28 protein-coding genes and 3 pseudogenes are annotated in these 25,530 nt (G+C 66.4%); 17 read left to right on the forward strand and 14 right to left on the reverse strand.

Annotated features, from left to right (window positions below; all coding sequences use genetic code 11):
- Window positions 1–17: 17 nt before the first annotated feature.
- The 5 genes from K8O92_24560 to K8O92_24580 are packed head-to-tail and all read left to right on the forward strand — an operon-like array spanning window position 18 to window position 6,070.
- On the forward strand, window positions 18–1,223 hold the full coding sequence (locus K8O92_24560) for a flavin-dependent monooxygenase (protein UAK31007.1): 1,206 nt from the start codon (window positions 18–20) through the stop codon (window positions 1,221–1,223).
- The gene (locus K8O92_24565; GenBank protein UAK31008.1) at window positions 1,220–2,563 is read left to right on the forward strand and encodes a class I SAM-dependent methyltransferase; all 1,344 of its coding nucleotides are present in this window, start codon (window positions 1,220–1,222) and stop codon (window positions 2,561–2,563) included. Before K8O92_24560 ends, K8O92_24565 begins: the two co-directional genes overlap by 4 nt.
- The gene (locus K8O92_24570; GenBank protein UAK31009.1) at window positions 2,560–3,951 is read left to right on the forward strand and encodes an FAD-binding oxidoreductase; all 1,392 of its coding nucleotides are present in this window, start codon (window positions 2,560–2,562) and stop codon (window positions 3,949–3,951) included. Before K8O92_24565 ends, K8O92_24570 begins: the two co-directional genes overlap by 4 nt.
- On the forward strand, window positions 3,948–5,069 hold the full coding sequence (locus K8O92_24575) for a class I SAM-dependent methyltransferase (protein UAK31010.1): 1,122 nt from the start codon (window positions 3,948–3,950) through the stop codon (window positions 5,067–5,069). The genes K8O92_24570 and K8O92_24575 overlap by 4 nt, the downstream gene beginning before the upstream one ends.
- A gap of 17 nt (window positions 5,070–5,086) precedes the next feature.
- Window positions 5,087–6,070, forward strand: a complete 984-nt coding sequence (locus tag K8O92_24580; GenBank protein UAK31011.1) for a MaoC family dehydratase N-terminal domain-containing protein — start codon at window positions 5,087–5,089, stop codon at window positions 6,068–6,070.
- 560 nt (window positions 6,071–6,630) lie between these two features.
- Here K8O92_24580 and K8O92_24585 read toward each other — a convergent pair.
- Both K8O92_24585 and K8O92_24590 read right to left on the reverse strand, forming a co-directional pair.
- Window positions 6,631–6,951 carry a hypothetical protein gene (locus K8O92_24585; GenBank protein ID UAK31012.1) on the reverse strand — a complete coding sequence of 107 codons (321 nt, stop codon included), beginning with the start codon at window positions 6,949–6,951 and terminating at the stop codon, window positions 6,631–6,633.
- Window positions 6,952–8,037: 1,086 nt separating this feature from the next.
- Window positions 8,038–8,850, reverse strand: coding sequence for an alpha/beta fold hydrolase (locus K8O92_24590; GenBank protein ID UAK31013.1), 813 nt, complete (start codon window positions 8,848–8,850; stop codon window positions 8,038–8,040).
- On the opposite strand from K8O92_24590, the gene K8O92_24595 reads away from it, so the two are divergent.
- The 3 genes and pseudogenes from K8O92_24595 (at window position 8,849) to K8O92_24605 (ending at window position 11,220) form a co-directional block, all read left to right on the forward strand.
- A complete protein-coding gene (locus K8O92_24595; protein UAK31014.1) occupies window positions 8,849–9,313 on the forward strand; it encodes a hypothetical protein in 465 nt (154 codons plus the stop codon). The genes K8O92_24590 and K8O92_24595 overlap by 2 nt on opposite strands.
- 524 nt (window positions 9,314–9,837) lie before the next feature.
- Window positions 9,838–10,422 (forward strand): H-type lectin domain-containing protein, encoded by a 585-nt coding sequence (locus tag K8O92_24600; protein UAK31015.1) that lies wholly within the window; start codon window positions 9,838–9,840, stop codon window positions 10,420–10,422.
- A 211-nt stretch (window positions 10,423–10,633) separates the two neighbouring features.
- Window positions 10,634–11,220: pseudogene (locus tag K8O92_24605) on the forward strand (aldehyde dehydrogenase family protein).
- A 422-nt stretch (window positions 11,221–11,642) separates the two neighbouring features.
- Here the strand turns inward: K8O92_24605 and K8O92_24610 are convergent.
- The 3 genes from K8O92_24610 to K8O92_24620 all read right to left on the reverse strand — a co-directional run bounded on the left by K8O92_24610 (window position 11,643) and on the right by K8O92_24620 (window position 14,745).
- Window positions 11,643–12,473, reverse strand: coding sequence for an LLM class F420-dependent oxidoreductase (locus K8O92_24610; protein ID UAK31016.1), 831 nt, complete (start codon window positions 12,471–12,473; stop codon window positions 11,643–11,645).
- A 338-nt stretch (window positions 12,474–12,811) separates the two neighbouring features.
- Window positions 12,812–14,140: a cytochrome P450 gene (locus tag K8O92_24615; GenBank protein UAK31017.1), complete on the reverse strand. Its 1,329-nt coding sequence runs from the start codon at window positions 14,138–14,140 to the stop codon at window positions 12,812–12,814.
- Window positions 14,141–14,316: 176 nt separating this feature from the next.
- Window positions 14,317–14,745 (reverse strand): DUF4345 domain-containing protein, encoded by a 429-nt coding sequence (locus K8O92_24620; protein ID UAK31018.1) that lies wholly within the window; start codon window positions 14,743–14,745, stop codon window positions 14,317–14,319.
- Between the two features lie 145 nt (window positions 14,746–14,890).
- Between K8O92_24620 and K8O92_24625 the strand changes: the two genes are divergently transcribed.
- From K8O92_24625 to K8O92_24635, 3 genes are read left to right on the forward strand one after another with little or no spacing between them, the layout of a single operon-like run.
- Entirely contained in the window at window positions 14,891–15,544 is a 654-nt protein-coding gene (locus K8O92_24625) for a TetR/AcrR family transcriptional regulator (protein UAK31019.1), read from the forward strand.
- The gene (locus K8O92_24630; GenBank protein ID UAK35928.1) at window positions 15,453–16,130 is read left to right on the forward strand and encodes a phosphotransferase family protein; all 678 of its coding nucleotides are present in this window, start codon (window positions 15,453–15,455) and stop codon (window positions 16,128–16,130) included. The genes K8O92_24625 and K8O92_24630 overlap by 92 nt, the downstream gene beginning before the upstream one ends.
- A 54-nt stretch (window positions 16,131–16,184) precedes the next feature.
- Window positions 16,185–16,388, forward strand: a complete 204-nt coding sequence (locus tag K8O92_24635) for a cold-shock protein (protein ID UAK31020.1) — start codon at window positions 16,185–16,187, stop codon at window positions 16,386–16,388.
- Between the two features lie 161 nt (window positions 16,389–16,549).
- Here the strand turns inward: K8O92_24635 and K8O92_24640 are convergent, their stop codons facing one another.
- Together K8O92_24640 and K8O92_24645 are read right to left on the reverse strand one after the other, a co-directional pair.
- Window positions 16,550–16,915: a hypothetical protein gene (locus K8O92_24640; GenBank protein UAK31021.1), complete on the reverse strand. Its 366-nt coding sequence runs from the start codon at window positions 16,913–16,915 to the stop codon at window positions 16,550–16,552.
- 3 nt (window positions 16,916–16,918) lie between these two features.
- On the reverse strand, window positions 16,919–17,572 hold the full coding sequence (locus K8O92_24645) for a hypothetical protein (protein UAK31022.1): 654 nt from the start codon (window positions 17,570–17,572) through the stop codon (window positions 16,919–16,921).
- Between the two features lie 308 nt (window positions 17,573–17,880).
- On the opposite strand from K8O92_24645, the gene K8O92_24650 reads away from it, so the two are divergent.
- On the forward strand, window positions 17,881–18,282 hold the full coding sequence (locus tag K8O92_24650; GenBank protein ID UAK31023.1) for a nuclear transport factor 2 family protein: 402 nt from the start codon (window positions 17,881–17,883) through the stop codon (window positions 18,280–18,282).
- 199 nt (window positions 18,283–18,481) lie between these two features.
- On the opposite strand, the gene K8O92_24655 is transcribed toward K8O92_24650, so the two are convergent.
- Complete coding sequence (locus tag K8O92_24655; protein UAK31024.1) at window positions 18,482–19,843, reverse strand: FAD-dependent oxidoreductase; 1,362 nt, start codon at window positions 19,841–19,843, stop codon at window positions 18,482–18,484.
- A 55-nt stretch (window positions 19,844–19,898) separates the two neighbouring features.
- Between K8O92_24655 and K8O92_24660 the strand changes: the two genes are divergently transcribed.
- Window positions 19,899–20,498: a TetR family transcriptional regulator gene (locus K8O92_24660; GenBank protein UAK31025.1), complete on the forward strand. Its 600-nt coding sequence runs from the start codon at window positions 19,899–19,901 to the stop codon at window positions 20,496–20,498.
- A 62-nt stretch (window positions 20,499–20,560) separates the two neighbouring features.
- On the opposite strand, the pseudogene K8O92_24665 reads toward K8O92_24660, so the two are convergent.
- Window positions 20,561–20,965: pseudogene (locus K8O92_24665) on the reverse strand (VOC family protein).
- Window positions 20,966–21,033: 68 nt separating this feature from the next.
- Between K8O92_24665 and K8O92_24670 the strand changes: the two are divergent.
- Window positions 21,034–21,312 (forward strand): hypothetical protein, encoded by a 279-nt coding sequence (locus K8O92_24670; protein UAK31026.1) that lies wholly within the window; start codon window positions 21,034–21,036, stop codon window positions 21,310–21,312.
- A 217-nt stretch (window positions 21,313–21,529) separates the two neighbouring features.
- Here K8O92_24670 and K8O92_24675 read toward each other — a convergent pair whose 3' ends face one another.
- Window positions 21,530–21,760 (reverse strand): DUF6400 family protein, encoded by a 231-nt coding sequence (locus K8O92_24675; protein ID UAK31027.1) that lies wholly within the window; start codon window positions 21,758–21,760, stop codon window positions 21,530–21,532.
- 102 nt (window positions 21,761–21,862) lie between these two features.
- Window positions 21,863–22,060: a hypothetical protein gene (locus K8O92_24680; protein UAK31028.1), complete on the reverse strand. Its 198-nt coding sequence runs from the start codon at window positions 22,058–22,060 to the stop codon at window positions 21,863–21,865.
- Here K8O92_24680 and K8O92_24685 point away from each other — a divergent pair.
- Window positions 22,053–22,289: a hypothetical protein gene (locus K8O92_24685; protein UAK31029.1), complete on the forward strand. Its 237-nt coding sequence runs from the start codon at window positions 22,053–22,055 to the stop codon at window positions 22,287–22,289. The two genes, K8O92_24680 and K8O92_24685, sit on opposite strands and share 8 nt — an antisense overlap.
- Window positions 22,290–22,307: 18 nt before the next feature.
- On the opposite strand, the gene K8O92_24690 is transcribed toward K8O92_24685, so the two are convergent.
- Window positions 22,308–23,000, reverse strand: coding sequence for a TetR/AcrR family transcriptional regulator (locus K8O92_24690; protein UAK31030.1), 693 nt, complete (start codon window positions 22,998–23,000; stop codon window positions 22,308–22,310).
- Between the two features lie 83 nt (window positions 23,001–23,083).
- On the opposite strand from K8O92_24690, the gene K8O92_24695 reads away from it, so the two are divergent.
- Window positions 23,084–24,010, forward strand: coding sequence for an alpha/beta fold hydrolase (locus K8O92_24695; protein UAK31031.1), 927 nt, complete (start codon window positions 23,084–23,086; stop codon window positions 24,008–24,010).
- A 19-nt stretch (window positions 24,011–24,029) separates the two neighbouring features.
- Here the strand turns inward: K8O92_24695 and K8O92_24700 are convergent, their stop codons facing one another.
- The gene (locus tag K8O92_24700) at window positions 24,030–24,434 is read right to left on the reverse strand and encodes a DUF6463 family protein (GenBank protein UAK31032.1); all 405 of its coding nucleotides are present in this window, start codon (window positions 24,432–24,434) and stop codon (window positions 24,030–24,032) included.
- A 182-nt stretch (window positions 24,435–24,616) separates the two neighbouring features.
- Between K8O92_24700 and K8O92_24705 the strand changes: the two genes are divergently transcribed.
- Complete coding sequence (locus K8O92_24705) at window positions 24,617–25,207, forward strand: TetR/AcrR family transcriptional regulator (GenBank protein ID UAK31033.1); 591 nt, start codon at window positions 24,617–24,619, stop codon at window positions 25,205–25,207.
- A 172-nt stretch (window positions 25,208–25,379) separates the two neighbouring features.
- Here K8O92_24705 and K8O92_24710 read toward each other — a convergent pair.
- Window positions 25,380–25,481: pseudogene (locus K8O92_24710) on the reverse strand (XRE family transcriptional regulator).
- Between the last annotated feature and the right edge of the window lie 49 nt (window positions 25,482–25,530).

Genomic DNA, 25,530 nt, shown 5'->3' on the forward strand with positions numbered 1-25,530 from the left:
CTATGGAGGACAACGCAATGACCGACGACGCCACCACCGCGGTACTCGCCGCGGTCGGTGAACTGCTGCCGACGCTGAGCAAACGTGCCCCGGACACCGAACACGCTCGGCGGATCCCGGTGGAGTCCCTCACCGAACTCACCGCCACGGGGTTCTTCGGCCTGCTGCGCCCGCGGCGCTACGGCGGACACGAAGCACACCCCGCCGTCTTCTACACGGCGGTAGCCGAGCTGTCCTCGGCGTGCGGCTCCACCGGATGGGTCGCGTCCGTGCTCGGCGTCTCCCCCTGGAATATCGCGCTGTTCGACAGCCGCGCCCAGGACGAAGTGTGGGGTACCGACACCGACACTTTCATCTGCTCCTCGTACGCCATGACCGGCACCGCCGTTCCCGTCGATGGCGGCTATCGGCTCAGCGGCGCCTGGGGATTCGCCTCCGGCTGCGACCACGCCCGCTGGGCGTTACTGGGCGCGAAGGTCGTCGTCGACGGCGAACCGGTCGATTCGTGCACCTTCCTGGTTCCGGCCGACGACTACACGGTCACCGACGTGTGGCAGGCGATCGGTCTGCGCGGCACCGGAAGCAACGATATCCATGTCGACGAGGTGTTCGTGCCCGCGCACCGGGTGCTCGGCGCCGACGCGGTGACCGCCTGCCGCACACCAGGTCAGCAGGTCAACGACGGCGCGCTGTACCGGATTCCGTTCGGTTGCCTGCACACCAGCGCCATCACCGCCGCCATCGTCGGCATGGCGCGCGGCGGCTACCGCGCACACCTCGAACAGCAACGCGACCGCGTGCGCGCCGCCCTACCCGGCGACGCCCGCAAAGACACCGGCTACAGCGGCGACGCGTTCCGCTACGATCCGGCCACACTGGAGCGGATCGCCGTGGCCGCCACGGAGATCGATGCGGCGTGGCGGCAGCTCACGCACAATATCGACGAACTGTACGTGCTGGCGGAGGCCGAGAAACCCATCGGACCGCGCGACCGGTTGCGGCTGCGTCGCGACCAGGTGCGCGGTACCGAGCGCGCCGTGGCCGCCATGGACCGGCTGTTCGAGAACTCCGGCGGTCGCGCCTTGCGGCCGGACAGTGCCATACAGCGTTTCTGGCGTGATGTGCACGGCGGGCGAGCGCACGCGGCCAACGACCCGGAACGCGTGTACCGCATGTTCGCCGCGGCCGAGCTCGCCGCGGTATCGGAGGCGCGGAACCCGTGACCGATCAGCTGGTCTCCATGCTCGACCGGCACCCGTGGGTGGACTCGGCACGACGGGACGGGCACCGCGACGTGGTCGTGGTGCGGCCCGCCGCCGCGGCCGTCACGGTGCGGCCCGTTCCCGGGGAACTGCTCACCGAGTATCTCGAGCACTGGCGGCACGTATACGAGTACGTGTACTCGTCGGAAGAACTGCGCCACGGCGATGATCTCGACCTTTCCGGTTGGCGCGCCTCCGATACCGGTGCGGCGTTCCCCCGCGAGCACATGCTGGAGTGGATCGACCACGCTGTCGGACTGGTGCGGCGCGCCCGCCCCGGAATCGTTCTCGAAGTCGGTTGCGGCAGTGGTCTTCTCGTCCACCGCCTGCACTCGTCGACACGCGGCTACCTCGGGCTCGATCCGGCCGAACCCGTAGTGGAGAGGCTGCGCGCACGCGGGCTTCCGAGAGTGGCGGTACTGCGGGCCGCCGCACACGAACTCGCCGGCGACCGGGTGCGGACGGCGTTGCGCCGACTCGAGCCGACCGGGCGACCGGACTGCGTGGTGCTCAACAGCGTGACGCAGTGCTTTCCGGACGAGCGCTATCTCACCGCCGTACTCGATGACGCACTCGACATGGTCGCACCCGGGGGCACCGTCGTCGTCGGAGACATCCGCAACCTCGCCAACGCTCAGGACTTCGCTCTCTGGTTGGAACAGGCCCGCACTCCGGGGCTGAACGCCGACGACCTGGCGCGACGGGCGGCCGCACGGCTGGACGCCGACGAAGAGCTCCTGTGCGATCCCCGGGTTTTCGCTCGAATCGCTCGGCGGCACCCCCGATCGGTGCGGGTCGCCTGCTACGCGAAGCCGATGCGGGCCGACACCGAGCTGACCCGCTACCGCTACGACGTGGTGCTGACCGTCGACGCGCCCGCACCCGGCCCCAGCCGCATCGTCCCATGGCGTGATCTGCCCGCTCGCGACACCACCGACCGGATTGCCGCGCTCGCCGAGACGGTACGGCAGGACGCGACCGTGGTCGCCGGTATCCCGAACGCGCTGTTCGATCGCGACGCCACGGACGCCGTCACCCCCGCTGCGCTCGCGGCCGCACTGCCGCCGGAGTGCGCGGTCCTGCTCGACTCGGCGGACGGCCGGTTCCTCGCGGTCGGCCGCCCGGAACATCAGATGGACCTGGAGGCCGTACGCGCCGACCCGCCGCGCGCCGCCTGCAACGACCCGTTCACCCGCTACCTGCGCCGCCGGATGCCGGAGGTCCTGACCGACTACCTCGAACTGCTGTCCGCCACGGCACACCCTCCCATCGTCGTCTCCGAGGAGTTCGCCGCCGTATGACCACCACACGACCGACCACCGACTACCTCGCCGACTTGCGCACGGCATGCCGGGGCGCCGTCCTGGCGCCGGGCGATCCAGGCTACGACCGGGCCCGGCAGCGCTGGAATACGGCTGTCGACCAACGTCCGGTGGCCGTCGTGCGGTGCGCCCGGGTGCCCGATGTGCGGGCCGCCGTGACGACGGCGCAGCGGCACCAGCTGGCCGTATCGGTGCGCGGCGGCGGACACGAAGTCGCGCGGCATGCGGCGGCCGACGGCTCCCTGCTGCTCGATCTGTCGGGACTGCGGACGATCACCGTCGACCCCATCGCCCGCCGCGCCACTGTCGGAGCGGGCGTCACCTGGGCGGAATTCGACCGTGCCTGTCATCGGCACGGTTTGGCCGTGACCGGAGCGGACGTGTCGACCGTCGGCGTGATCGGGTCCACTCTGTGCGGCGGCAGCGGCTGGTTGCAGCGTATGGCCGGGTTCACCTGCGACAGTGTGCGCTCCGCGCAGGTCGTGCTGGCCGACGGCCGGCTGGTGCACGCCACTCCCGACCATCACCCCGACCTGCTGTGGGCGCTGCGCGGCGGTGGCGGCAATTTCGGGATCGTCGTGGCCCTGGAGTTCGAGCTGCATCCGATCGGCTCGATGCACGCGGGCACACTGCTGTTCCGGCTCGAGGAGGGGCGCAGAGTCTTCCGCGAGTTCCGCGAGCTCTGTGCCGAATCCCCGGACGAGTTGGCGCTGCGCGCCACCTTGCTGCACTGGCCCCCCACCGCCCCCGAAGGACCGCCGATGGCGGCGGTCACCGTCGCCTATTTCGGGCCGCGCGACCGTGCTCGGACGGAATTGGCGAGGCTGAAGCGCCTGGGCGAACCCGAGCTCGACCTCATCCGTCCGCTGGAATACCCCGAGCTGCAACGCAATACAGAGCAGGCCTTTCACGAAGGCCACGGCACTGCCACCGGCACCGAGTGGCTGCGCGCGTTCGATGACGACGCCATCGAGGCACTCATCGATCTCGCGGGGCGGATGCCGACCCCGTATTCGCTCGTCTCGGTCCATCAACTCGGCGGCGCGCTTCGGCGCGTGCCGGTGGACGCGACCGCGTTCGGCTACCACGACGCAGCCTACCACGCCGTTATGTTCTCCGGCGGTCCCGCCGGAACCGACCTGGATCCTTCACGCCGGTGGATCGCCGAGGTCGTGGCCGCGCTCCAGGGTTGTTCCGCGGGCGGGCCCTATATCGGCATCCTCGACGACACCGCGTCCGCGGAACGGGTGCGCCGCGCCTATCATCCCGATTCCTACCCGCGGCTGCAGCGGCTCAAGGCCACCTATGATCCCGACAACCAGTTCCGCTGCAATCACAACATCCCGCCGCTGGACGGTCCGCGATGACCACCGACGAGACGTTCGAAATCGCCGCACGCGCCTCGAACGCCGTCGCGGACTTCGATGCGCGGCAGTGCCTGTCCGCGCGCGATGACCTCGATCTGTTCGGGTTGCGGGCCATGGCCGCGGCGCTGCGACCGGCTTTGTACGGTGGTGTGGCGCGTTCCGAGGACGACCTCGCGTCCACGCTCGAAGTCGCGCCGCGGCATCGCTGGCTGCTGCGTCGCTGGCTCGGCCTGCTCACCTCGCGCGGAGTGCTGAAATACGACGCGGATCAGAAGTTTTCATCGCTTCAGGCGGCTGCCACACCGGTGCGCGCAGATCTCGACCAGGTCTGCGCCGATCTCGGGTTCTCCGGACAACTCGCGCGGTTCTTCACGGCCGCCAACCGGCAAGCCCTCGAGCTGTTACAGGACAAGGTGCTCGCTCAGGAACTGCTGTTTCCGGACGGGGACCTGCTCACCGCCGAGGCCGCATACCGAGACAATCCGGTCAACCGGTACCTGAACGCCGCCGCCGGTGCGATCGTCACCCGCGCGGTGGACGCATTGGCCATCGACCGCCACCCCGTGCGCATCCTGGAACTGGGCGCCGGCGTCGGCGGCACCACCGCCGACCTGCTACCGATGCTGGACGGAATGCCCGTCGAATATCACTTCACCGATGTGTCGTCGTTCTTCCTCGACGCCGCCCGAACCCGCTTCTCGCACTATCCCTGGCTGCGGTTCGACCTGGTCGACCTGAATGCCGAGCTTCCGCCGCCACAGTCGGTCGACATCATCCTGGCCGCGAATGTGCTGCACAATGCCCACCGCTGCGGCGTGGCGTTGCGGCGGCTGCGCGAGCTGCTGCGCCCGGGCGGCCGGCTCGTCGTCATCGAGTCGTGTCGTGAACACTTCCAGTTGCTGACGTCCATGCACTTCCTGATGTCTCCCCGACCTGGCGGCGTCCGACCCGGCCACGACGATGTGCGGGCGGGAACCGACCGCATCTTCTTGACGGAGTCCCAATGGCGGTCCGAACTCGTCGCGGCGGATCTGCCTCCGTGGCTGGTGCTGCCCGGTCCGGATCAGCCGTTGGCCGCGCACGGGCAACGGATCTTCGCCGCGCGGACATCCCGTTGACCCGAGGAGGCTTCGCCATGCACCCGCACCCCAGCGTCGGCCGTCGATACACCGCCGCCGACCACTACGAGGTCGGGCGGGAGAAAATTCGGGACTTCGCCCGCGCTGTCCAGGATTTCCATCCCGCCCACTGGGACGACGGCGCGGCCCGCGAACTCGGCTACTCCGGACTGCTCGCCCCGATCACCTTCGCCTCCGCGGTTGGCTCCCTCGCGCAACGGGCGCTCATGCGCGCCGCACTCAACGGCTACGATCCGGCGCATCTGCTTCACGTAGAGCAGGACATCCACTGCCATCGCCCGGTGGCCGCCGGCGATCGGCTGACACACGAGATCACCGTGGACTCCCGCCGACCCACGCCGGGCGGCGACCTGATCGCCGTCACCATGATCATTCGCGATCAGACGGATGCCGTGGTGCAGACCGTGCACACCACTCTCGCCGGCCGCCACCACGACACCTCGCCGACCGTGGAAGCGCTCGCCATGCTGGACCTGATCGACCGCGTGCCGACGTCATCACAGGCGGAGATTTCAGAGTGGATCGCCGAGCCGCTCGCGGCGCGGCCCGACCGGCACATCGCCGTTCCGGAGCTTACGGTGGGGCAGCGCTTCCCGCCTCGCACGGCGAGGCTCTCCCGGGGCGAACTCGTTCACTACGCCGGTGTCTCCGGCGACATCAACCCCATCCACTGGCACGACGCCGCAGCCCGGCACGCAAGCCTGGACGCGGTCGCTGCCCATGGGATGCTGACGATGGGACTCGGTGCGGCCTGCTTGACCGAATGGCTCGGTGTCCCCGACAGCGTCATCAACTATTACGTACAGTTCGCCACGCCGGTTCTCATCGCCGCCCATCGGCCCGCCGAGATCACGTTCGACGGCGCGGTCCGATCTGTCGATCCGGCCACCCGGCGGGCCGCGATATCTCTGACCGCCCGCAGCGCCGACACCTCCGTCTTCGGCCTCGCCTCGGCGACCGTGCACGCTGATACGCGCTGACCGAATGGTCCAGCGACCATGCGGTACTCGACACGGTCGCCGAGCTGCCTCTAGAGGGAGCTGGACGCGGAATCGGTTCGAAGGAGAACGCCGGCAGCGCGCCGGTCGCGCCGATCCGGATCATGCCGGGGTTCGACCCCGCCGTGTCAGGGATTCGCCGCGATACTCCCGCCGATCGGCGGCCGACGCCCCCACCGAAACTATCTCCTGCAGTGCTGGTCCTCGTGCTCGCACGGCAGCGGCGTGGTCGCGCTGGTGCGCGCGTCGGCTGCCGCCGACTCGGCGGACTCCGGGTACTGCTGTCAAGACGTCGCGGTGAGGGCGGCGGCGCGCCGGCACTTGCCATCCATGGCTCAGTTCCGGCTGAGGGCCGAATTCGATTGCCGCCGGTTACAGATGAGGATTGACTTCGGGTTGCGCCAGTGTCGTGATGTTGTCGGGTAATCCGAAGCCGTTGATGTCAGAGCTCATCCGCATCGGTTACTTCAATAATGTGTTCTGAGTTTCGATTCTGGCAAATCCGCTGCAATAGCGTAGATGCGAGGCTCTACGAGTCCGAATCAGGCGGCGGGCTGAGGCTGGGTGAGATCTCTGACGCCGGTGATCGCATCGATGATGTTGACGATGGCGGAGGTGCCGCCGTCGACGGCCGAGCTTCCGGAGTCGAGCATGGCGGAACCGGAAGACGAGCCGGCCGAACCCGTGGAGGAGCCGCCATCGGCCGAACCCGAGGCCAGGCCTGCGGAGCCAGTGGTGGCAGAGCCGGTGGCAGCGGAGCCCGCGGCGGCGGAGCCGGTGGCGGAGGCCACCGCGACCGGGCCGAAGAACAGGGCGGCGGCGGAGACGGCGCCGGCGGCGACCAGGATCTTACGAGAGAACATGTACGGAGCTTCCTTTCCACAGATGGATAACAGCGCCATCACGGCGCGCACCAGCAACGTTAAGAAAAAGAAACCAGCAAATCTACTTCTCTTATTGTGTCAATAATCACCGTTAATAATGGGCTAACAAAATATTGTGCCCAGGTAACACAATTTGATCTTCATTCCGGACTCGGATTGACCTATCTAATTCGGTTGATTCTTCGATGACTCGCGTATCGGCGTGGGGTGTAGGGGATCTCGGACCCGAGTTTCCTCTCGGCAAGGCGCGACCCGAGCCGCCGACCGCGCTGGGTGTCCTCTGGAACGACGGCGATCCGGCGGTCATGTCGGGTGCTGTCCCGCGCCGTCGCTCCGATACCGGCGTGGTATCGGCGTCATCGCGGCCACCGGCCATCAGAACCCGATCGCCGATGTGTGAGCGCGCGGAGGCGGGAGGAACAAACAGTCGTGCGCCGCGACCGATGACCCGCTTTCGGCGGTGGATCCGATCCGCAGCAGTTCCGGGCTGGGTCCGTTCGATTACCGGTTGACCAGCAGCTCCGCTCAGTCTATCCGACTGGGGACACGATGATGTCGACTGTCTGGCATGTCGAACCCGAATACCCCTGTACCGCAGCCCGCTCCGCCTCGGCAGCAGGCGAATGCGACGAGATCCCGGTCCGGCTACGGCCTGTTGGCGACCGCGATCCTGGCCGCCGGTATCGGGGGAGGCATGCCGGCGTGGCATCCATGGGATGAGAACACAGGGCCGGCGCCGTCAGAAGACCCGCAGCAGATCACAATCCAGCACATCGGTGACCAGCGTGAATCGGGAGGGGCCCAGAATCGACACGACCGGTCTACTGCATGACCAACGAGACCGGCGGCCTGTACTGCATAGTGATGCCCAACCGCTACAGCGGTATTCACGAACCCACCGTTGAGCGGACGCATGTCGAATTCTCCGTGACTGCGCTGCGCCAGTAGTGGCCGACAGTGACGATTCGTTGTCGGGTCTGCGAGCTCAGCCGCGACGATCAGCCGCTGTCCGCCGCGACTGCAACTCGCGTAACCCGCTGGTGCGGTGGGAGGCTCGAGCAGACGTCACTCCGATGTATGCGCGAGGATGGCGGCGGCCAGCTCCTCGTGCACTTCCGGCGGCAGCGTGTGGCCCATGCCCGCCACGATCATCAGCCGCGCCCCCGGGATCTGCTCGGCGATGATCGCGCCATGCCCGGGCTTGGCCGGTTCGTGGCTGCCCTCGATGACCAGCGTGGGCGCCTTCACCTGGTGCAGCACGCCCACCGGCTCGAAGTCCGGGTCGGCCGCCGCGGCCAGTCGGTGGTTGGCCACCGTGGACAGGTCGCGGGCGCGGTCGTAGATCCGTTCCTGGAGCCGACGCGCCGCGTCCTCGTCGAACGGCAGTCCCGTGCCGTGCAGCAAGCGCTGCTCGGCGATCATGCCGTTGATCCGGGCGCGCCGGTCCTCCGGCGGTGGGCCGGCTATCAGCGCTCGGTAGAAGGACGCGAACTCCGGCGTGGGCTCGGGCAGGCTCCCCTCTGGCTGTGGCTGCCCGGTCAGGGCCCGCATGAGCACCTTACCTTCGCCGCCGCCGAGTGGTGAGGAGCCGATGACGGTCAGCGAGCGCACGCGCTCCGGCCGCTCCACCGCGACGAACTGGGCGAGTAGTCCGCCCGCCGAGTGGGCTACCAGGTGCGCGCTCTCCAGACCGTGCGCGTCCATGACGCGGTACACGTCGTTTTTGATGTCGTCCCACGTGTACGGCTGCGCCGCGAAGTCGACGGCGTCCGACATACCGGTGTCACGGTGGTCGTACCGGATCACCCGGCGTCCTCCGGCGACGAGGCGATCGACGAACTCGTCCGGCCACAGGATGCCCTGGGACATCGATCCCATGATCAACAGGATCGGCGCATCCGTCACGGCGCCGAACTCTTCACTCCAGATGTTCACGTCAGGCATCTCAGACCATGTCTTCCCGGCCGGGGTCCCGGCCTCGTCGAAATATTTCATGGCACGACTGGGCCTTGCCGGATCCCAGGGCCAACTTGTTCGGCGGGACAATTCCCTTCCCGCTGCGATCCATTTCGTGTCGCCGGGCCCGGATCACCGGGGTGCGGTGGGCTGTCCCGCCGAGGCGCTACCTGGCTCCGCGCCTGCCGTGCCGGGGCCATCCATTCTGGGCGGTGGCGGCACCCCGCGGAGGCACGGGGCGAGCCACGAAACGCTGCTGATTGTTTCGAATCGGGTGGGTGCCGTGCTGCTTTCGCATGTCGGTCGTGCCTTTCGTGAACCGGTGGAGACCCTGGCCTGCGGTGAGGCAGAAGCTGAGTTCGAACATCTGCCGCCCCAGTCGTAGTACTTCAACTGAAGTGATCTCACCGTAGTGCTACAGATGGAGTGGTGTCAAGTGTCCGGCGAAGCTGCACGGCTCAGTGTTGTCGCGAGGTGGTCACCGAACTCATTGACCGCAGCCACCGCGCGCGTCACGGGTTCCCTCCCTCTTCTCGCGCTCTCGAACTCCGGCTGGAAGCCGCTCGTCCAACCGTGGGCGGCCGCTCGGCCGCCGGCCCACGGTGGGCGTGCGTTTCCTTCCCGGAGCCGGAGGGTGATAGGCGTTTCGGCGATATTGTGAAACCTGCTGTGCGGCAGCGATGTTCGCGCTATTCTTGTAGCCGGGGATTCCTCCACCGAAGTCGGTGGCCACTCGAGTGCTGGTTCGGCTTTTCTTTGTTGCACGCATGATCCAGGTTCTACAAGCGTTTTGATGACTACGCATTCCCTCGCCGGGGGATATGCGGGTATACAGTCGCGTTCAGGGGAGTAGGAACCATGCAAATCACGCCTGTGGTAAATAACGCCCAGTCTTCTTTCAGTCAGACGATGACCAGTAACGGGGGGACTCTCTACATACAGTTCGCGGGCTCGGGATGGCGCGGTAGCGCCGGAAAAGTCAGCGTCGATTTGCTGATGGACGGGACTGTCATCGCCACCGCGTCGGTCTTCACGAACGAAGCCAGCTCACACAAGTCGCTGGTCCCGGTCGCGGTCCTCATCCCGGCGGCCGCCGGGCAGCACACCTTCACCGTGGCGCCTACGCCGGGTAGCGGCACGAACATCGACCAGAACGATTATTTCACTGTCACGGTGAACGAGACCACCCCCAACCAATTCGAAAGTGGTAGATCCTATGTGGGTTACCTGGTCTCGTCGGGATGGGGCCTCACGAGCGGCACCGGATGGCGTGAATGGCGAGAGCCCATCACATTCGCCAAATCATTCATCGCGCCACCGGAAGTCACGGTGGGGCTTTCTATGGTCGACATAGGAAACGGCGCCAATTCTCGGGTGACGGTCGAAGCGGAAAACGTTACGGGCCAGGGTTTCGACCTGGTCGTCAAGGCGTGGGGCGACACCGTCCTGTACAGCGTAAATGTCGATTGGCTGGCGTTCGGCGACGCGCAGTAGCCTGCCTCTGCCCGCGGGCAGGTAGTCGATCGGAGTGAGTTCGATACGCGACAGTCCACGGAGTGCCTCCGTGGACTGTTCGCGTTCTTGCCTTTGCGGACACGATGTTCTGCCACCCGACAGCGGGTGATCGCGGATCGATTCGGACCGGCCACGCTCACCATGAGGATGCGCGGTCTGCTTCGGTCATCGGAAACCGAATGCCTACCTCATGGCCGAACTGTTGCAGCACACCGGTATCCCGCCGGGAGTGGTCAGCATCCTGCCCGGCGACCGCGACATCGGTGCGTACCTCGTCGCTCACCCAGGTGTGGACAAAGTGTCATGAACGGTGGTCAGGCCTGCGTCGTGCAGGCCCGGATCCTGCTGCCACGCAGCCGGTATGACGAGTACGTCCAGGCACTCGGCGAGATGGTGCGGGCCCTGCGCGTGGGTGACCCCTTCGACGAGACGACCGACATCGGCCCGCTGGTGTCCCGGAGCCAGCAGGCCCGGGTGCGCGACTACATCGACACCGGAATCCGCGAAGGCGCGCATCCGGCCGTCGGCGGCACGGACATGCCGACCGGCTGTGACGGCACTTCCGTCGGTACGGATTGCGCTATCGCCTGCTGGTGGTCGGCGGCTCCGCCGCGGAGGTCGTGCGTCACACCGGTGGCTGGCTGTTCGACGTCCGCGGCATGGGATGGGATGTGGTGGTGTCGATTCCGGATCCCAGTGGCATGCGCGGAGGGGAAGTCCTCGGCGCGGTCGTCCTCGAACCGGGCAGCGAACCCGCCACGATCATCCGTGAGGTGAACCCGCACGTGCTGGCATCCAACGCTTCGGAACACCTCACTGTGGCCCAGGGCGGTCGCGCGCGCGACTACCCGCACGCCGACGGATCGGCGACGGTGTACTGGGGCCCGCACCCGCCGGACGCGGCCGACCACCTGCACCCGGCCCAGCACCAATCAGTCTGGCGGGCGCGGCATTCAAGGAACGCGCGATGCTCGCGATCGATCCCGACGCCGGCCCAGCCCCGACCACGGAGACGTTTCGAACCGTCATGCGGCCGCGTCATGAAGAGCTGCACCGGATTCTGGGCCTCACCTCCCCGCACGACCTCCGCGCGTAGCAGCGGCGAGTCGAAGTGACCTCTTCCGGTGGCGGAACCGGCGGCGCTCGAACATATCGCCTTACGCAGCGTCGAAGGGCGTACCGACGCACCCCGCGGTGATTCAGTCGGTCGCCGTCAACAGCGGCGCGAGTTGGCGCAGGGATCCGAGATAGTCCTCGCCCAACGCCTGCAACGCGACGTGGTCGGCACCCGCCTTCAGATGCTCGACAAGGTGCCCGGTGACCTCGACCGGGCTGCCGTGCACTGTGAGCACATCGATGAGACGGTCACTGCCCGGTTTGGTCACGTCCTCTTCGGAGAAGCCGAGACGCCGCAGGTTCGAGACGTAGTTGCGCAGGCCCAGGTACATATCCACCATCTGCCTGCCGACCTCGCGTGCCCGCTGCGGGTCGTCGTCGAGCACGAGTTTCTGCTCGGCGACCAGCAGGGCGGATCCCAGGATCCGGCGCGCCTGCGCGGTGTGCTCCGGCGTGGTCAGATACGGCAGCGCGCCCGCGGTGCGCGTGCGCGAGAGTTCCAGCACCTTCGGCCCGAGGGCGGCCAGCGCCATCCGGTCCTTCGGGACTCCGGACCCGTCGAGTTCGTCGAGGTATTGCACCAGCGCCTCGTAGGGTTTCCGGTACGGCTTGTTGGCTTCCGGATGACCCGCGCCGATACCGAGCAGGAAACGACCGGGGAAGCGCTGGTCGATCCGGTGGAACGATTCGGCGACCGCGTTCGCCGGGGCCGTCCAGATATTCACGATGCTGGTGGCGACGACGAGCGTCTCCGTCGCCTCGAGCAAGGATTCGACCACCGGCAGGTCAGCGGGCGGCGACCCACCGAGCCACAGCGCGCTGTATCCGAGCTTCTCCAGTTCAGCGGCCTCCTCGGGAGTGAATCCCAGGTAACCGCGCCATACTCCGTACCGTCCGAGACCATCGATCGCCATAAACGTGCGAACCTTTCTGTTGCCGTTGTCTGTCCGGATACCGCTGCTGATTCCACTGTGCCAGCCCGGTTGATCACAGCGACGCCGCGGCGTAGCGGCACGCCGACGGTTTCGGGCCCGGCCAGCGGCGATCCCCATTGGTGGCAGCGATCACGTGCGGGATGACACCGCTGTCCGCAGCGAGCAAGCACCCATTCCAGCGGCGTCGAGAAGCGTGGCGGCGGTCGAGGCAGCCGAACCGGGGTGGGATTCGCAGCTCTTGGACCATTAGGCCCTTCAGGCCCGCTTATTCTCTCCGAACCATCGGCGACGGCGAATCCTGCTGCCGCGTGCGTGTGTCAGCGAGGAAGTAGGGTGATCCGGGCGTTGTGGGCGGGGCTGAGGCCGGTGTGATAGCGACGGGGAGGTTCGACGGGACCGGTGGCCGCGCCGATGCGGCGATGCTCGAGGATGGTGCGGAAGAGGATGCGTGCTTCCGCCAGGGCGAATTGGGCTCCCAGGCAGCGATGGGCGCCGGCGCCGAAGGTCAGCCAGGTGCGGCCGTTGGGTGGCTTGTCGAGGAAGCGTTCGGGGCGGAAGAGCATCGGGTCCGGGTAGTGCCGGGGTGATTCGTGGATGAGCAGAATCGGGACTATGACGATGGCGCCCTTGGGGACGTGGACACCGTTGACCACGGTGTCGCGCAGTGCGCGCCGTCCGGTGAACGGTGACACCGGGCGGATCCGCATCGTCTCGGCGACCACGGCGTCGAGGTATGTGTCGAGCCGGGTGCCGTCGCCGGCGTCGACGGCTGCGTCGAGCTCGGCCCGGGCCGCCGGGTGAACGGCCAGCATGGCGGCGATCCAGCCGAGCGTGATCGCGGTGGTCTCGTAGGCGCCCAGCAGGATGCCACGCATGTTGCGGGCCAACGCGGCGTCGTCGTGCTGGTCGAGTTCGGTGCCGACATACCGGGACAGCACATCCTTCCGGCCGTCCTTGTCTCCGGACGTGGCCCGGCGCGCGGCGATTTCCTCGATGATGACGGCGTCGACCTCGGACTGGCGGCGGCTGAGCGGCGGGTAGGGCAGCGTATAGCCACCGACCAGCGGGGTGAGCAAGGTGACGGCGAGAAAACCGCGACTCTCGATTTCCCCGAACCACCGGCTCACCGCCTGCTTCAGCCGGTCCTTGCGGGGCGCGGCCACGTCACCGAAGACGACGCCGAGCAGCACGCCGATGGCCAGGTCGTAACCGACCTTGAGGAACTCGAACGGTTCACCGACCGGCCAGGTCGGCAGTTCCCGCTGGACCACCTCCACCATGAGATCTTCGTACGACCGGAGTGCCTTGCTCTGGAACGGCGGCGCGAACAGCTGACGTTCGCGGCGATGTTCGTCACCGTCGAGGAAGATCAACGTCTGTTTGCCGAACATCAAGTCGTGGCTGGAGAAGCGGCTGAGCACCTGCCCGACCGAGAAGTCGTCATGGTTGGCGAACAGTTCGCGCACATCATCCATGTCGTAGGTGACCAGCATGGCCGGAAATCCTGGCGGCGAGACGACGAACCGTTCGCCGAATTCGAGCAACGGAGAACGGTGCGTGCCGGGGCGCATCAGTCCACCGATCTGCGCGATGTGGCGGGTGCGTAGCCGGGGGAGTTCACGCAGGGATATCGGGGCATGCGACATGTGGCCATCCTCGACCCGTCCCTCGGCGACTCGCAAACCTGAAATCCCGGCAGTGGCAATAGGCGACGAGCGCCTGCCACCGCCTGGCACAGGAGAACCGGTCGACGTGCCGGTAACGAGCTTGCGCGCGAGCGATCGGAAGCATCACCGCGCGAATGCTGGTTTCCTTACTTCGTTCAGGACCTCGCTGCCGGTTCGAGGCAGGGGTGCAGTTGTGACGTTGACGCCGTGCGCTTTTCGTCGGCCGTGGCCAGCCAGAAGTACACGGGGGGCAGGACTACTTCGATGGCGGTGAGCACGATTTGAAACCAGTGCGGCCAGCCGTAGACGGCTACGGAGATGAAGCGGCCGACGGCGCCGAGTAGGAAGATGCCCGCAAGCCAGCGGATGACGACCGCGGAGATCGGAGATCGGCGGGCAGCCCAGATCCAGCCGACGCCATAGCCGAGGAAGATCGCGCCGAAGAAGCGGCTGAGGCTGTCGGTGGTGACACCGGAGTGCTCCATGTCCGGGACGGCGTGGATGCCGAGGGCGAGATGAAGGATGCCGATCGCGACGCAGGCGACCCCCATCATCATAGACAGCCATTTGAGTGCCGTAGCCATGTTGTTCCTCCCGCAGAGCGTGACGAATGAGGCAGGGGGCCAACTACTTTCATGCTCTGACCGCCGACCGCAAGCTTAGTAGACGTGTGTCTACTAAGCTAGCCTACGGTGCTTGGTAGACGTGCGTCAACTAAAGTGTCGGGGTATGAGCACCCGCCGCCGACTGTCTCCCGATGAGCGCCGTCAGGTGTTGGTCGACGCCGGTGCGCGTCTGTTCGCCGAACGTCCTTACGATGCGGTACTGATGGAAGACGTCGCAGCGGCGGCTGGGGTGTCGCGGGCGCTGCTCTACCGTCATTTTCCGAGCAAACGCGACCTCTTCGTCGGCGTTTACCAGCAGGCTGTAGACCAACTGCTGGTCGCAACGCGCCTCGATACCGAAGGTCCGCTCACCGAGCAATTGGCCGCCGCGCTGGATACTCACTTCGACTATTTCGAGGCGAACGCCAATGGCGTGCTCGCGGCCAATCGCGTACTCGGTCGTGATCCGACCATCCAAGCCCTCATCGCGGGTGAACTCGCCGAAGTGCGTCGTCGACTACTGGATACGCTGGGTGTCGAAGGAACCGTCCGAGCGCAGATATCGTCGATCCTCACGAGCTGGCTCACCTTCGTCCGCGTGCTGACCGTCGAATGGTTGGAGAACCAGCACTACACTCGCGCCGAAATGCTCGAGATCAGCGTCGGCGCGCTACTGGGCGCGCTGCATCCCATTCTCGGTCCGGACTTCCCCCTCTCAGCGCCGAGCTCACGTGTTCACGCTCGTCGAAACACGTCCAGGGGTGGGGATTTCTCATGACGGGCGGTGTGGCGTGATCCGGCCGGCAGCGACCCCGCGGGCCAAAGCTGAACTCGCCTATCAGCTCGTCGAAGGAATCGCCCTCTGGTCGAAAGTCGACTGGCGGGCGCGCGGACTGCACGACCTCGGCAAGCCGGACGGCTTCCACGACCGGCGGGTGCGACGCTGGACCGCCATGTTCGAGCGCGTCAAGGGCTGGGACGTCGAGGGCATGGACACCGCCACCGGATGGCTGCGCGCCCATCGGCCCCTGGATTTCGTACCCGGCGTGATGCACGGGGACTACCAGTGGGCGAACGTCATGTATCGCCACGGCACTCCGGCGCGGCTCGCGGCGATCGTGGACGGGGAAATGGGCACGATCGGCGATCCCGAACCCGACCTCGCCTGGGCGCTCGAGGGCTGGCCCGAGGATACCCACGCCCCGGGAGCAGGCGGCAGGTCACAGGCCCTTGAAGCGACGAATTCGCCGTCGAGCCCGGATGGCGGGATCGACCACTACCGCCGACCTTCGGTGGCGTCGCCGGCGTGTGCTGCCTCACCCCAGATATTGATGGGTCGTGGGATGTGGCATGCTTGTCGGTGAGCACGGGCTGTTGAAGTGATCGCTCGGCTTACTACAGAAAGTAACGCAAAGTACATGACGCAAGGCAGTGTGAAGTGGTTTAACGGCGAAAAGGGCTTCGGGTTCATCGCGCAAGACGGTGGCGGTCCCGACGTTTTCGTCCACTACTCCGAGATTTCCGGCTCCGGGTTCAAGTCCCTCGACGAGGGTCAGCGTGTCGAGTTCGAGATCGGGCAGGGCCAGAAGGGCCCGCAGGCTCAGAGCGTCCGCGCCATCTAGGAGCTGACAAACCGGAAACCCGCGCCACGGCGCGGGTTTTCTTGTTTTCCCGGCCGGACCCGCGTCCTCGCGTTCACCTGCGCCTGGCCGGGCGTGCTGGGTCGTCTTCGGTCAGGGGAGAGCGCCGATACCAGCGCGGGACACTTCACGCCAGGGGCGGTTCAATATTCGATCGGACCGACGGGTGACTGCGTGGCCGGATCGGGTCGTGACCGTCTCCAGAGTTTGGTCAGCAACACCAGCGTGGTCAGCAATACGGCGTGTGCTCCGAAGAGTGCCAGCATCGGCAGCGCGAAGCCCTCGTCGGTGATCGCGCCGCGTTCCCCCACGCAGTACAGGGTGTAATTGACCGACGTGCCCTCCGAATCGTGCGTGGTGTCCGAGACGACCATCGGCTCCGTCACGGGCGAACAGAAAAGGGGTGCGGTCAAGGTGGCTTCGCCGGGCCAGATCGCTACCGGGACCACCATGGTGAGGGCGCCGGCGGCGACACCGGTCGAGGCTGCGGCTACCAGGAGTCGGACCACCGCCTACACCTGCCGCATTCGCAGAAAGCTTCCGGCGCTGTCGAACTCGGCAAGCATCTCCGACCGTGGCGACACCACATTGGTGACTATCCGTATCTCGCTGCCGAAACGGCTCACCACAATCACGTTCACCTGCCCGTCGGGTAGTCCGCTCCGGGTGCGGGCGGTGTCGACGATGTCCTCGATCTGCGATAGACCGGTCACCTCGCTGAGGTTGAAAGCCTCGCTGTCGAGGTCGTCGAATGCCGAAACCCGCACCGGCTGTGCGGGACCGAGTGCGCCGAGGGTGAACGAATAGTCGTCGAGTTGCCCGGCCCGGCCCGGATGGCGGATCCGCAGGCGAAGAGTTGGTTCGCGTGTGGCCAGGTCGTCGCGTTCGGTGAGCAACCGTGTCACTTGATTCGGCTGATTGTGCAGGACCAGCCGGAACTGGGTCGAGTTCGGTGCGGTGAGGAGGATGACGTTCGCTTGCGGGTCAACGGTGCCCAGTCGCTCGGTGAGTGCGGCGATGGCATCGCGGGTCAGTGTGTTGACGAGTCCGCCTCCGCGTGCGCGTATCCGCTGCTCGAAGTCCGCGCGATCAACCGCGCCGAGACATCCGCTGGTGCCGAGCACGGCCAGGCATATCAGGATCGGAAGCCAGCGGCTATGGCGCATACCCCGAATGCTAGAGACTGGGCTCGCGAACTGCTCACCACAGCGCAGGGGCCGGTGACCGAAGCGGAATCCCAGCGGCTCGCCAACCGTGGCGAGTAGCAACCCCTCGTTTTGTACTAATCTATCCAAAATATGTCAACGTGACGATGTGGCACGACCGCTGCCCATCGACGAAGGGTCGGGAGCGAGAGAGCTACACAGGCCTGTCGGTGGGCTCTTGTCCGGCAGTGCATCAGCTCATGCACGCGGCTATCCACCCCGGCGAGACAGGCGGCAAGCACAAGCGAGTTACCGATAGGAGTGCGACCGTGAGTGAGACTCGGGCGGTCATCGAAGAGTTCTTCCGGTGTGCCCGCGCCGGTGAGTTCGATCGGCTCGGCGAGATGTTCGCCGATCAGGTCGACTGGAGCATCTATGGCGCCGACGAGGTGCCGTGGACCGGGCGCCGCAGCACCCGGGAGGAAGCCGCTGCATTCTTCCGTGACCTGCCGGGGTACCTGGAGGCAGAGCAATTGACGGTGAACCGGATCATCGTCGAGGGGGCCGATGCCGTCGCGCTGGGTCACATGCGTCAGCGCGTACGGGCCACCGGGGAAATGTTCGTATCACCGTTCGCCTTTCACATGACGGTCCTCGATGGCCGAATCACCCGATACATTCCCTACGAGGACAGTCTCGCGCTGGCCCGGGCATGCAGGATCGTGAATTAGGACCGCGACTGAGCGTCGAGAGGCGCCATCCGCCTGCCTCAATTGTCGCGCGAACATCGCCCTGCCTGCCGCAGTCCGGGCCAGCCGCTGCAGCAGCGTGCGATGTGCGGCAGCCGGTACCGCCGCCTCAACGGTGTCGAACTTCGGCGTAACCAGCTCCAGACAGGTCGCCGGCATGCCTTAGTGGATTGTCGACCCTTCAGCGGAGATTGGTCGGCGTGAGGATTTCACGCGCCGCGCGTTGTCCGGATTCGACCGCCCCGTCGATGTATCCGGCCCAGCGAGTCGCGGTTTCGGTGCCGGCCCAGTGCAGCGATCCGGTCGGGCGGCGCAATTCCGGTCCGAAGCGGGTCAACGTCGATGGGGTCGCGAAGGCGCCGTAACAACCGCGGCTGTAGGTTTCCGCGGCCCAGTCCTGTTCGATGTAGTGGGCCGGATGGCGCGCTTTCGGGCCGAAATATGCTGCCAGGTCGTCGAGTACCGCGTCGCGGCGTTCTTTCGGCGCCAGGCGAGCCGCGGCTTGGGCATGGGTGGCTTCGAGGAAGCCGACCAAGACCGCAGGGGCGGCGCTGGGCGGACTGGCATCGAAGACCGTGCCGAGTGCGAGCCGGTCGCTGTTGGCCTGGCCGGACAGGCCTCGTGCGCGCCAGAACGGCTCGTCGTAGACGACGTTGACCTTGATCGTCCAGCCCATCGGCAGACGTTGCAGCAGTTGGGCGCGAGCGGCGGGCAGATCCGGCGTGAAACGGATCCGGTGCACCAGCGGCGGCGGGACCGCGATGATCCCGTGCCGGGCCCGCCACTGCCGCCGCCCGGCCCGCACCCGCACCTCGTCGTCGCTCCAGTCGATCTCGGTCACCGCGGCATCGAGAACGATCCGGTCACCCAGCTCCTCGGCAATGGCGATCGACAGTCGCTGGGTGCCGCCGACGACCCGGTCCTGCTGCGCACCGCCGGTCGTATTGATCAAAGAGTCGACGCCGCCGCCCGAATGAATGTAGAACTGCGCCCACAGCGCCGACATCTCTTCCGGTTCGGCGCACCAGACCGCCTCGGTCACCAGCCGGAAGAACGCGCGCCCGGTGGCGGTGTGCGAGTGCTTGCGCAACCAGGTGTCGAAGGTCTGACCGTCCAGTTCGCGCGCATGAGGCGCCGTCCACGGTGCTTGCAGGGGTACTCGTCGAGCCGAACGATCCAGTCGTAGTTGGGTGAGTCCGATGTCGGCGAGCACCAGTGGATTCAGCCGGGGTATCCGGCCCCGGTAGCGGTGGACGCGACCGCCGAAGTCGCCGATGTTCGCGCCGTGATCGTGCGTCGGGTATGTGGCGAACCCGAGTTCGCTCAGCAATGCCAGCACCCGATCCTGGCCGGGGCCGACCCACATCCCGCCGACTTCCACGTACGTGTCGCTGTCCGGTATGTCCACGTTGCGGGTTCGTCCGCCTACGCGCTCGCGGGCCTCCAACGCCACGACATCGCGTCCGGCCGCCGTGAGGGCGCGGGCCGCTGTCAGCCCGGCCGCCCCGGCCCCCACCACGATCACATCTTTGAGATCCGACATTTGCATACACCTAACATCTAAGATACATGATGTATGTGAAGGTAGTCTTGTTGCCGTGACTGTCAAGGGACGACGTGCGGAATACGCCGAAGCCACTCGATCCGCCCTGCTGGAGGCGGGCCGCAGGCTGTTCATCGAACGGCGGTACGCGGAACTGTCCGCCGACGAGATCGCACGGGCCGCCCGACTGACTCGCGGGGCCGTATACCACCACTTCAGCGGTAAGCAGGGCCTGTTCGAGGCAGTGTTCGAGCAGGTCGAACAAGAGCTGACCGAACGTTTGACGAAGGCGCTCGGTGCGCCCGGCGACCCCTGGGACACTGCGGTTCGCGCCCTGACAGTGTTTCTCGACGAATGCGCCGATGTGTCCTATCAGCGCATCGTGCTGCAGGAAGGGCCGTTCGCCCTGGGCTGGGATCGATGGCGCGAACTCGATGAGCGGTACATGGTCGGCCTGATCCGCGGCCTGGTCGACGAGCTGATCCGAGCCGGCGTCTTCGCACCTCGATCGCCCGAACTCACGGTCCGCGCCATCTACGGTCTGCTCACCGAACTGGCCTGGAGCCTCGCCGAAACCACCGACGATCAGGTGCGCCGTGACGCGGGCGAGATCGCCCTCGGCATGATCGGCTCGCTACGTCGCGCGGCCGAATAACGAAAGATTCCGGTGTTTCGTCCGGCGGCAATGTTCGTGTGCCGGAAGCGAACTGCGCGGCATCACCGTGGGTTGGGGTGGCTCTCCACTGCCTCGACCCGGCGCCGGAGCAAGCAGAATTCGTTCCCCTCCGGGTCGGCCAGTACGTACCACGTTGCGGCGCCGGGCTAGCCGATGTCTACCTTCCGCGCACCCGCGGCGAGCAGCCGCTCCAGTTCCGCGTCCTGATCGCGGTCGATGGGGCTCACGTCGAGGTGCAGCGGCAGTTTCCCGCGTTTCGGTTCGGTGCTGCGACCGAACACCAGTGTGGGCTGCGGCCCGCCGAAGCCGGTTCCGGGCGGGCCGATCTCCAGGTGGTCTTCGCCCTCCCAGCCGAGTTCGACATAGCCGAGCACTCCGCACCAGAAGTCTGCCAGCCGTTGTGGGTCGGCACAGTCGATGACCAGTTCGGTGATCCTGCAGGACATGCGCGCGAGACTACGCGTGCGCGTCTGTTCCGAACAGCGGTTTCCCTGGTTGACACGGCCAAGCGGTCATGGGGATCGACAACCTCTGGCGCACTGGTGATCTGCACCCCGAAGGGGTGACAGGCCGATTGCCGGAGGCTTGTAACGGGCGGCGTCCGGGCGCTCTAGTCAATCGCCACATCGTCGCGGGTGCACTGCTGGCCGGGGCGGTGCTGATGTCCGTCGCTCCCGCGCAGGCTGAGGCCCCGGTCGAGCCCCATGCGATCGGCAACAGCGAGATTTCCAGCGGTTCGGCCGCTCTGAACCGTTTCTTCTGCGGCACGATCTGGCGTCCTATCTGCGTCTGATCACCCGGCGCGCGGAACGACGAAACCCACGGCAATATCTCGCGCCGTGAGTTTCGATTCGAAATCACCTCTGCGGCTCCGCCGCCAGCTCGCCTTCGACATCGACATCGACGTCCCGCAGTCCGGTCGCCGACTGCTACAAGCGCGATCTACAACTCAGCCGCCAGATAGTCATCGTGTATTCGGCAGAGCGGATGGTTCGTGCTCGGCGGTGAGATCAGTCGGCAACACAACCTGTCGCCCGATCCGGCAGGATCCCGGCCCGGACGAGTTCCTCGTAGATCCGCTGCTGCTCATCGTCGAGATTCGAGTACAGCATGTCGTACGCGAGATTTTCCTCGGCGAGCGCCGCCACCGGATCCCAGTCGTCACCGAGCGCCGCGACGACGGCGCTGCGCCGTCGTACCTCGTCCAGAGTGAGGTCGTAAGCAAAATCGAGGTCGGCCATTCGGGCATCTCCAGCCAGGTTCTTTCCAAAACGAACTGACGACGATGCCCAACCACGCCTCCGCGGGCAATGACGTACATCACGTTCCACGGTCGGACTTCGTCACAATGCCTCAGCGTGATGGCGCTCGAGCCTTCTCCTGCTGGTGCCGTCATTGCGGCCTTTCAGGAAGCCGATGTAGGCCTGGGCGCGGCGGGCTTCGAGGGGTTTGGCGGGGGAAAGGTCATGGTGAGCCCTGATCGCGCGCGCCCAGGATGCCGGACGGCTCAGCCGCGAGCTCACCGACCAGGACATGGTCATGCTGCTCATGGCCAACGCCGGCGTCATCGCCGCCACCGGCGACGCAGCGCCCGACACCTGGCAACGACTTGTCGCCTACATGCTGCGCGCATTCAGCACTCCCGGCACCGAACCGCCGCCACTGCCCCCGGCGCCCAGCCATGGCGCGCTCTACCGCGCCATGGTCCGTCTCGGCCGCCCTGCCCCGGTTGCCGACGCGGCCGCGCGCTATAGCGCTGAAACGAGGTGATCTCTCGATGCGGTGACTTCAGGCAGGTGGGGAATCACATTCGGGCGAGATATCGCACGCGATGCGGGTTGCGGCCGCAGAGCTCTCGTCATCGCCGAGAGTGGCCGCTGCAGTCGGGCCCAGTACATGGTCGAGGAGGTGGTCGACGAGTCCGGTCGCGGACTGAGCGGTGCTGTAGCCCTGGAGCATGCTTTGGGCGAGTCCACTGATTGCCATGAGGATGAGTTCGGCGTCGAGATCCGCGCGGCAGGGGCCTACGCCGTGGCCGTCTTGGGCTCGACAGAGCTGGTCGGCGACGATCGTGACCAGTGCGCGAGGCGCGGCGAAGGTTTCTTCCGCGGTGATGCCACCGCCGGTGATCGCCGCGGTGCCGAAAGCGCCGAGCACGATGGCTTCTTCCCGGCGTTGCCCGTCCAGGGGTAGCAGTTCGGTCAGGACCGCGCGGATCGCTTCGCGGGGTGCGGCGTCCTGGCCGAGCGTGGACCACCGTTGCGTGAATCGGGCGCCGGCGTCTTCCATCACCGATCGGTGGGTCGCCAGCAGGAATTCGCTCTTGCTTCCGAAGTAGTACTGCACCAGCCGTATCGAGAATCCGGCCTCGGCGGCGACCGATTGGAAGGTCACCGCTTCGAGGCCGCCGCCGACGATTACTCGGCGTACGGCGTCGGTGATCTGGCGTCTCCGCACTTCATGGTCGACCAGTCGCGGCACGAGACCTACGCCTTCCTCTTGTATCCGATGACCCCGAATTTGATGGTATGAGCATACCGCATATGTGTTATGATCATACCATCATGATGGTACGGTCGTACCGTATAAGTGGACCGAAGGGGAGGCTCATGCCGAGGATCGGGCGATTCACCAGCGAGGAAGCGAGAGCGACCTTCCTACGCGCCTATGACACCGTGGCTGCGAAATGGCCTGTGCCCTCGACCGATATCGACGTGGAAACATCTTTCGGCACCACGCGAGTACGCAAATCCGGAAACGGGGACGGTGCACCGATCATGCTGCTGCCGGGCATCGGGGGTAACGGGCAGATATGGCTCAACTTCATCGAGGATCTGGCGCGCGAGCGCGTCGTGTACACCCCGGACGTGATCGGGTGGGCGGGACGCTGTGTGCAGACCGCACCCGTGCGCGACACGGCAGATATCGCGACCTGGATGGTCGAGGTGCTCGACGGACTCGGTGAGGATCGGATCCATCTGGCCGGGAACTCCCTGGGCGCCTGGCTGGCCGGTGCCATCGCCGCGCACCGTTGCGATCGCCTGGCCAGTCTGACCATGTTCGAGCCCAGTGGTGCGACCTTCGCCAAGCCGCGCTGGAGTCTGCTGTTCAAATTCCTTGTGGTGGGTGCGCGGCCGACTCCTGAGCGGATGCGCAAGTTCAACAAGTGGCTGATGCCGGGCCTGAACTTCACCGACGAGCAGTTCGCACTCGTCATGGCAACGGTGAAGTTCAGGTCCGGCATGCCGTGGGACCGCCCGTTCACCGACGAACAGCTTGCCGCCGTCACCGCACCGAGCCTGGTGCTCTTCGGCGCCGACACCGTCGTCAGCGACCCGCAGCTAGGGGCGGCGCGCGCCCGCAACCACATGCCGTCGGCCGAAGCCGAAATCTACCCGGGCATCGGACACGATCTGCTGTGGGCCGATCCCGAGCAGATAATTCCCCGCTTCCTCGACTTCGTCGCCCACCACGACCAAATCCGAGCATGAACCCCCAGCCATGCCTGCCTCACGACGCTGTCATCACCTGGGGCGCGGGGCCGACGCGGCGGGCGCCGACCAGTAGCAGGACGGACGCGATCAGGAGGAGCAGCAGGGGTGAGGGCCCGGAGAGAACGGCGGTGATCAGGGTCCAGCACGCAACGCTCCACGCGATGAACAGTGGCGGGGTGATCCTATGGCGGTTGAGCCACATCACGATCAGGCCGATCATGATGAGTGGCGGGCCGAAACTGAAGGCCGAGTACCAGAACGCGGCGGTAGTGTGGCTCATCGCGATCGGGTCGTTGTTCTGCTTCTCCCACAATGCCCAGCTGAACCAGTCCCCGGCGTAGTGGGGGACAGTCTGCGCCAGTGCGCCCAACGTGTGTCCGACTCCGCACAAGGTGATAAGCCAACCAGCCCACTTGATCATGGGATCTCTCCGCTCTCTTCTGGAGTCGCGTGGCATGCGGGTTCATCCGCGCGACAGTGTCTCGATCTGGACGAAGCCCGCATCACGGTCTCAGGTCGGCTCCTCAGGTTATACAGTGGTGTATAACTCGAGATTAGACACGTTATGCAGTACTGCACAACCCCTGGGAGGAGAGACACGGAATGGGCGCGTTGCGCACGCCGCGTGAGAAATGGGTCGAAGAGGGCTTGCGAGCACTCGCCGAGGGCGGGGTGGAAGCCGTGCGGGTCGACGCCCTGGCCAAGCGGCTCGGCGTGACCAGGGGCGGCTTTTACGGCTACTTCACCGATCGGGAGGTGCTGCTGGAGGAGATGCTGGACACCTGGGAGCGTCAGAGCGTCGACGCGGAGATCGACCGGGTGGAGCAAGAGGGTGGCGCGCGCGACAAGGCTTGGCTGGTCGACAGGTTTCTGCAGTCGGCTGACCAGGTGCGCTCGGTCGACTTGGCGCTGCGCGACTGGGCCCGGCGGGACCAAGCTATCGCTGAGCGTATGCGCCGCGTGGACAACAAGCGCATGCGGCTGGCACGAGAGATGATCGGTACCTTCTGCTCCGACCCCGACGAGGTCGAGGCCCGCGCCCTGCTCGCCTTCTGCCTGGCGATCGGGAGCGCCTTCCTCGCCGCCGACCACCCCGACCGCAGCCGCGCCCAGGTCATCGCCGACGCCGCCGAACTCGTCCTCGCCCACCAGCCGGAGGTGCTCGCCCCGTCGGCGGGGCACGCTCATCAGTGACGTCAGATCTCGCCGATGAATCTCGGCCTCACCGGCCGCCGTCGTAGTTCACCGATAGCCGACGCCCAGGTCGAGATCAGAGTGGGCGGGTTCGGACGTGCGAAGGGACTCGCTGCAGGAAGTCGGTCGGTTCACCGGTCGGGGTCGGCGCGTACGTGCGAGCGCACTCCCTTTCGGCCGCCTCACCGGGTGGCAACGTCAGGTCGCGCTCGCCGAGCACGAGCCGCAACCGACCGTTGAGCACGTACAGCCATTCGAAGCCTTCGTGCGTCTGCGGTGTCGGTTCCAGCGGTTCCGATCGCGCGGGAATGATCATCTTGAAC

The organism is Nocardia asteroides (genome assembly GCA_019930625.1).
GTDB classification, from domain to species: Bacteria; Actinomycetota; Actinomycetes; order Mycobacteriales; family Mycobacteriaceae; genus Nocardia; species Nocardia sputi.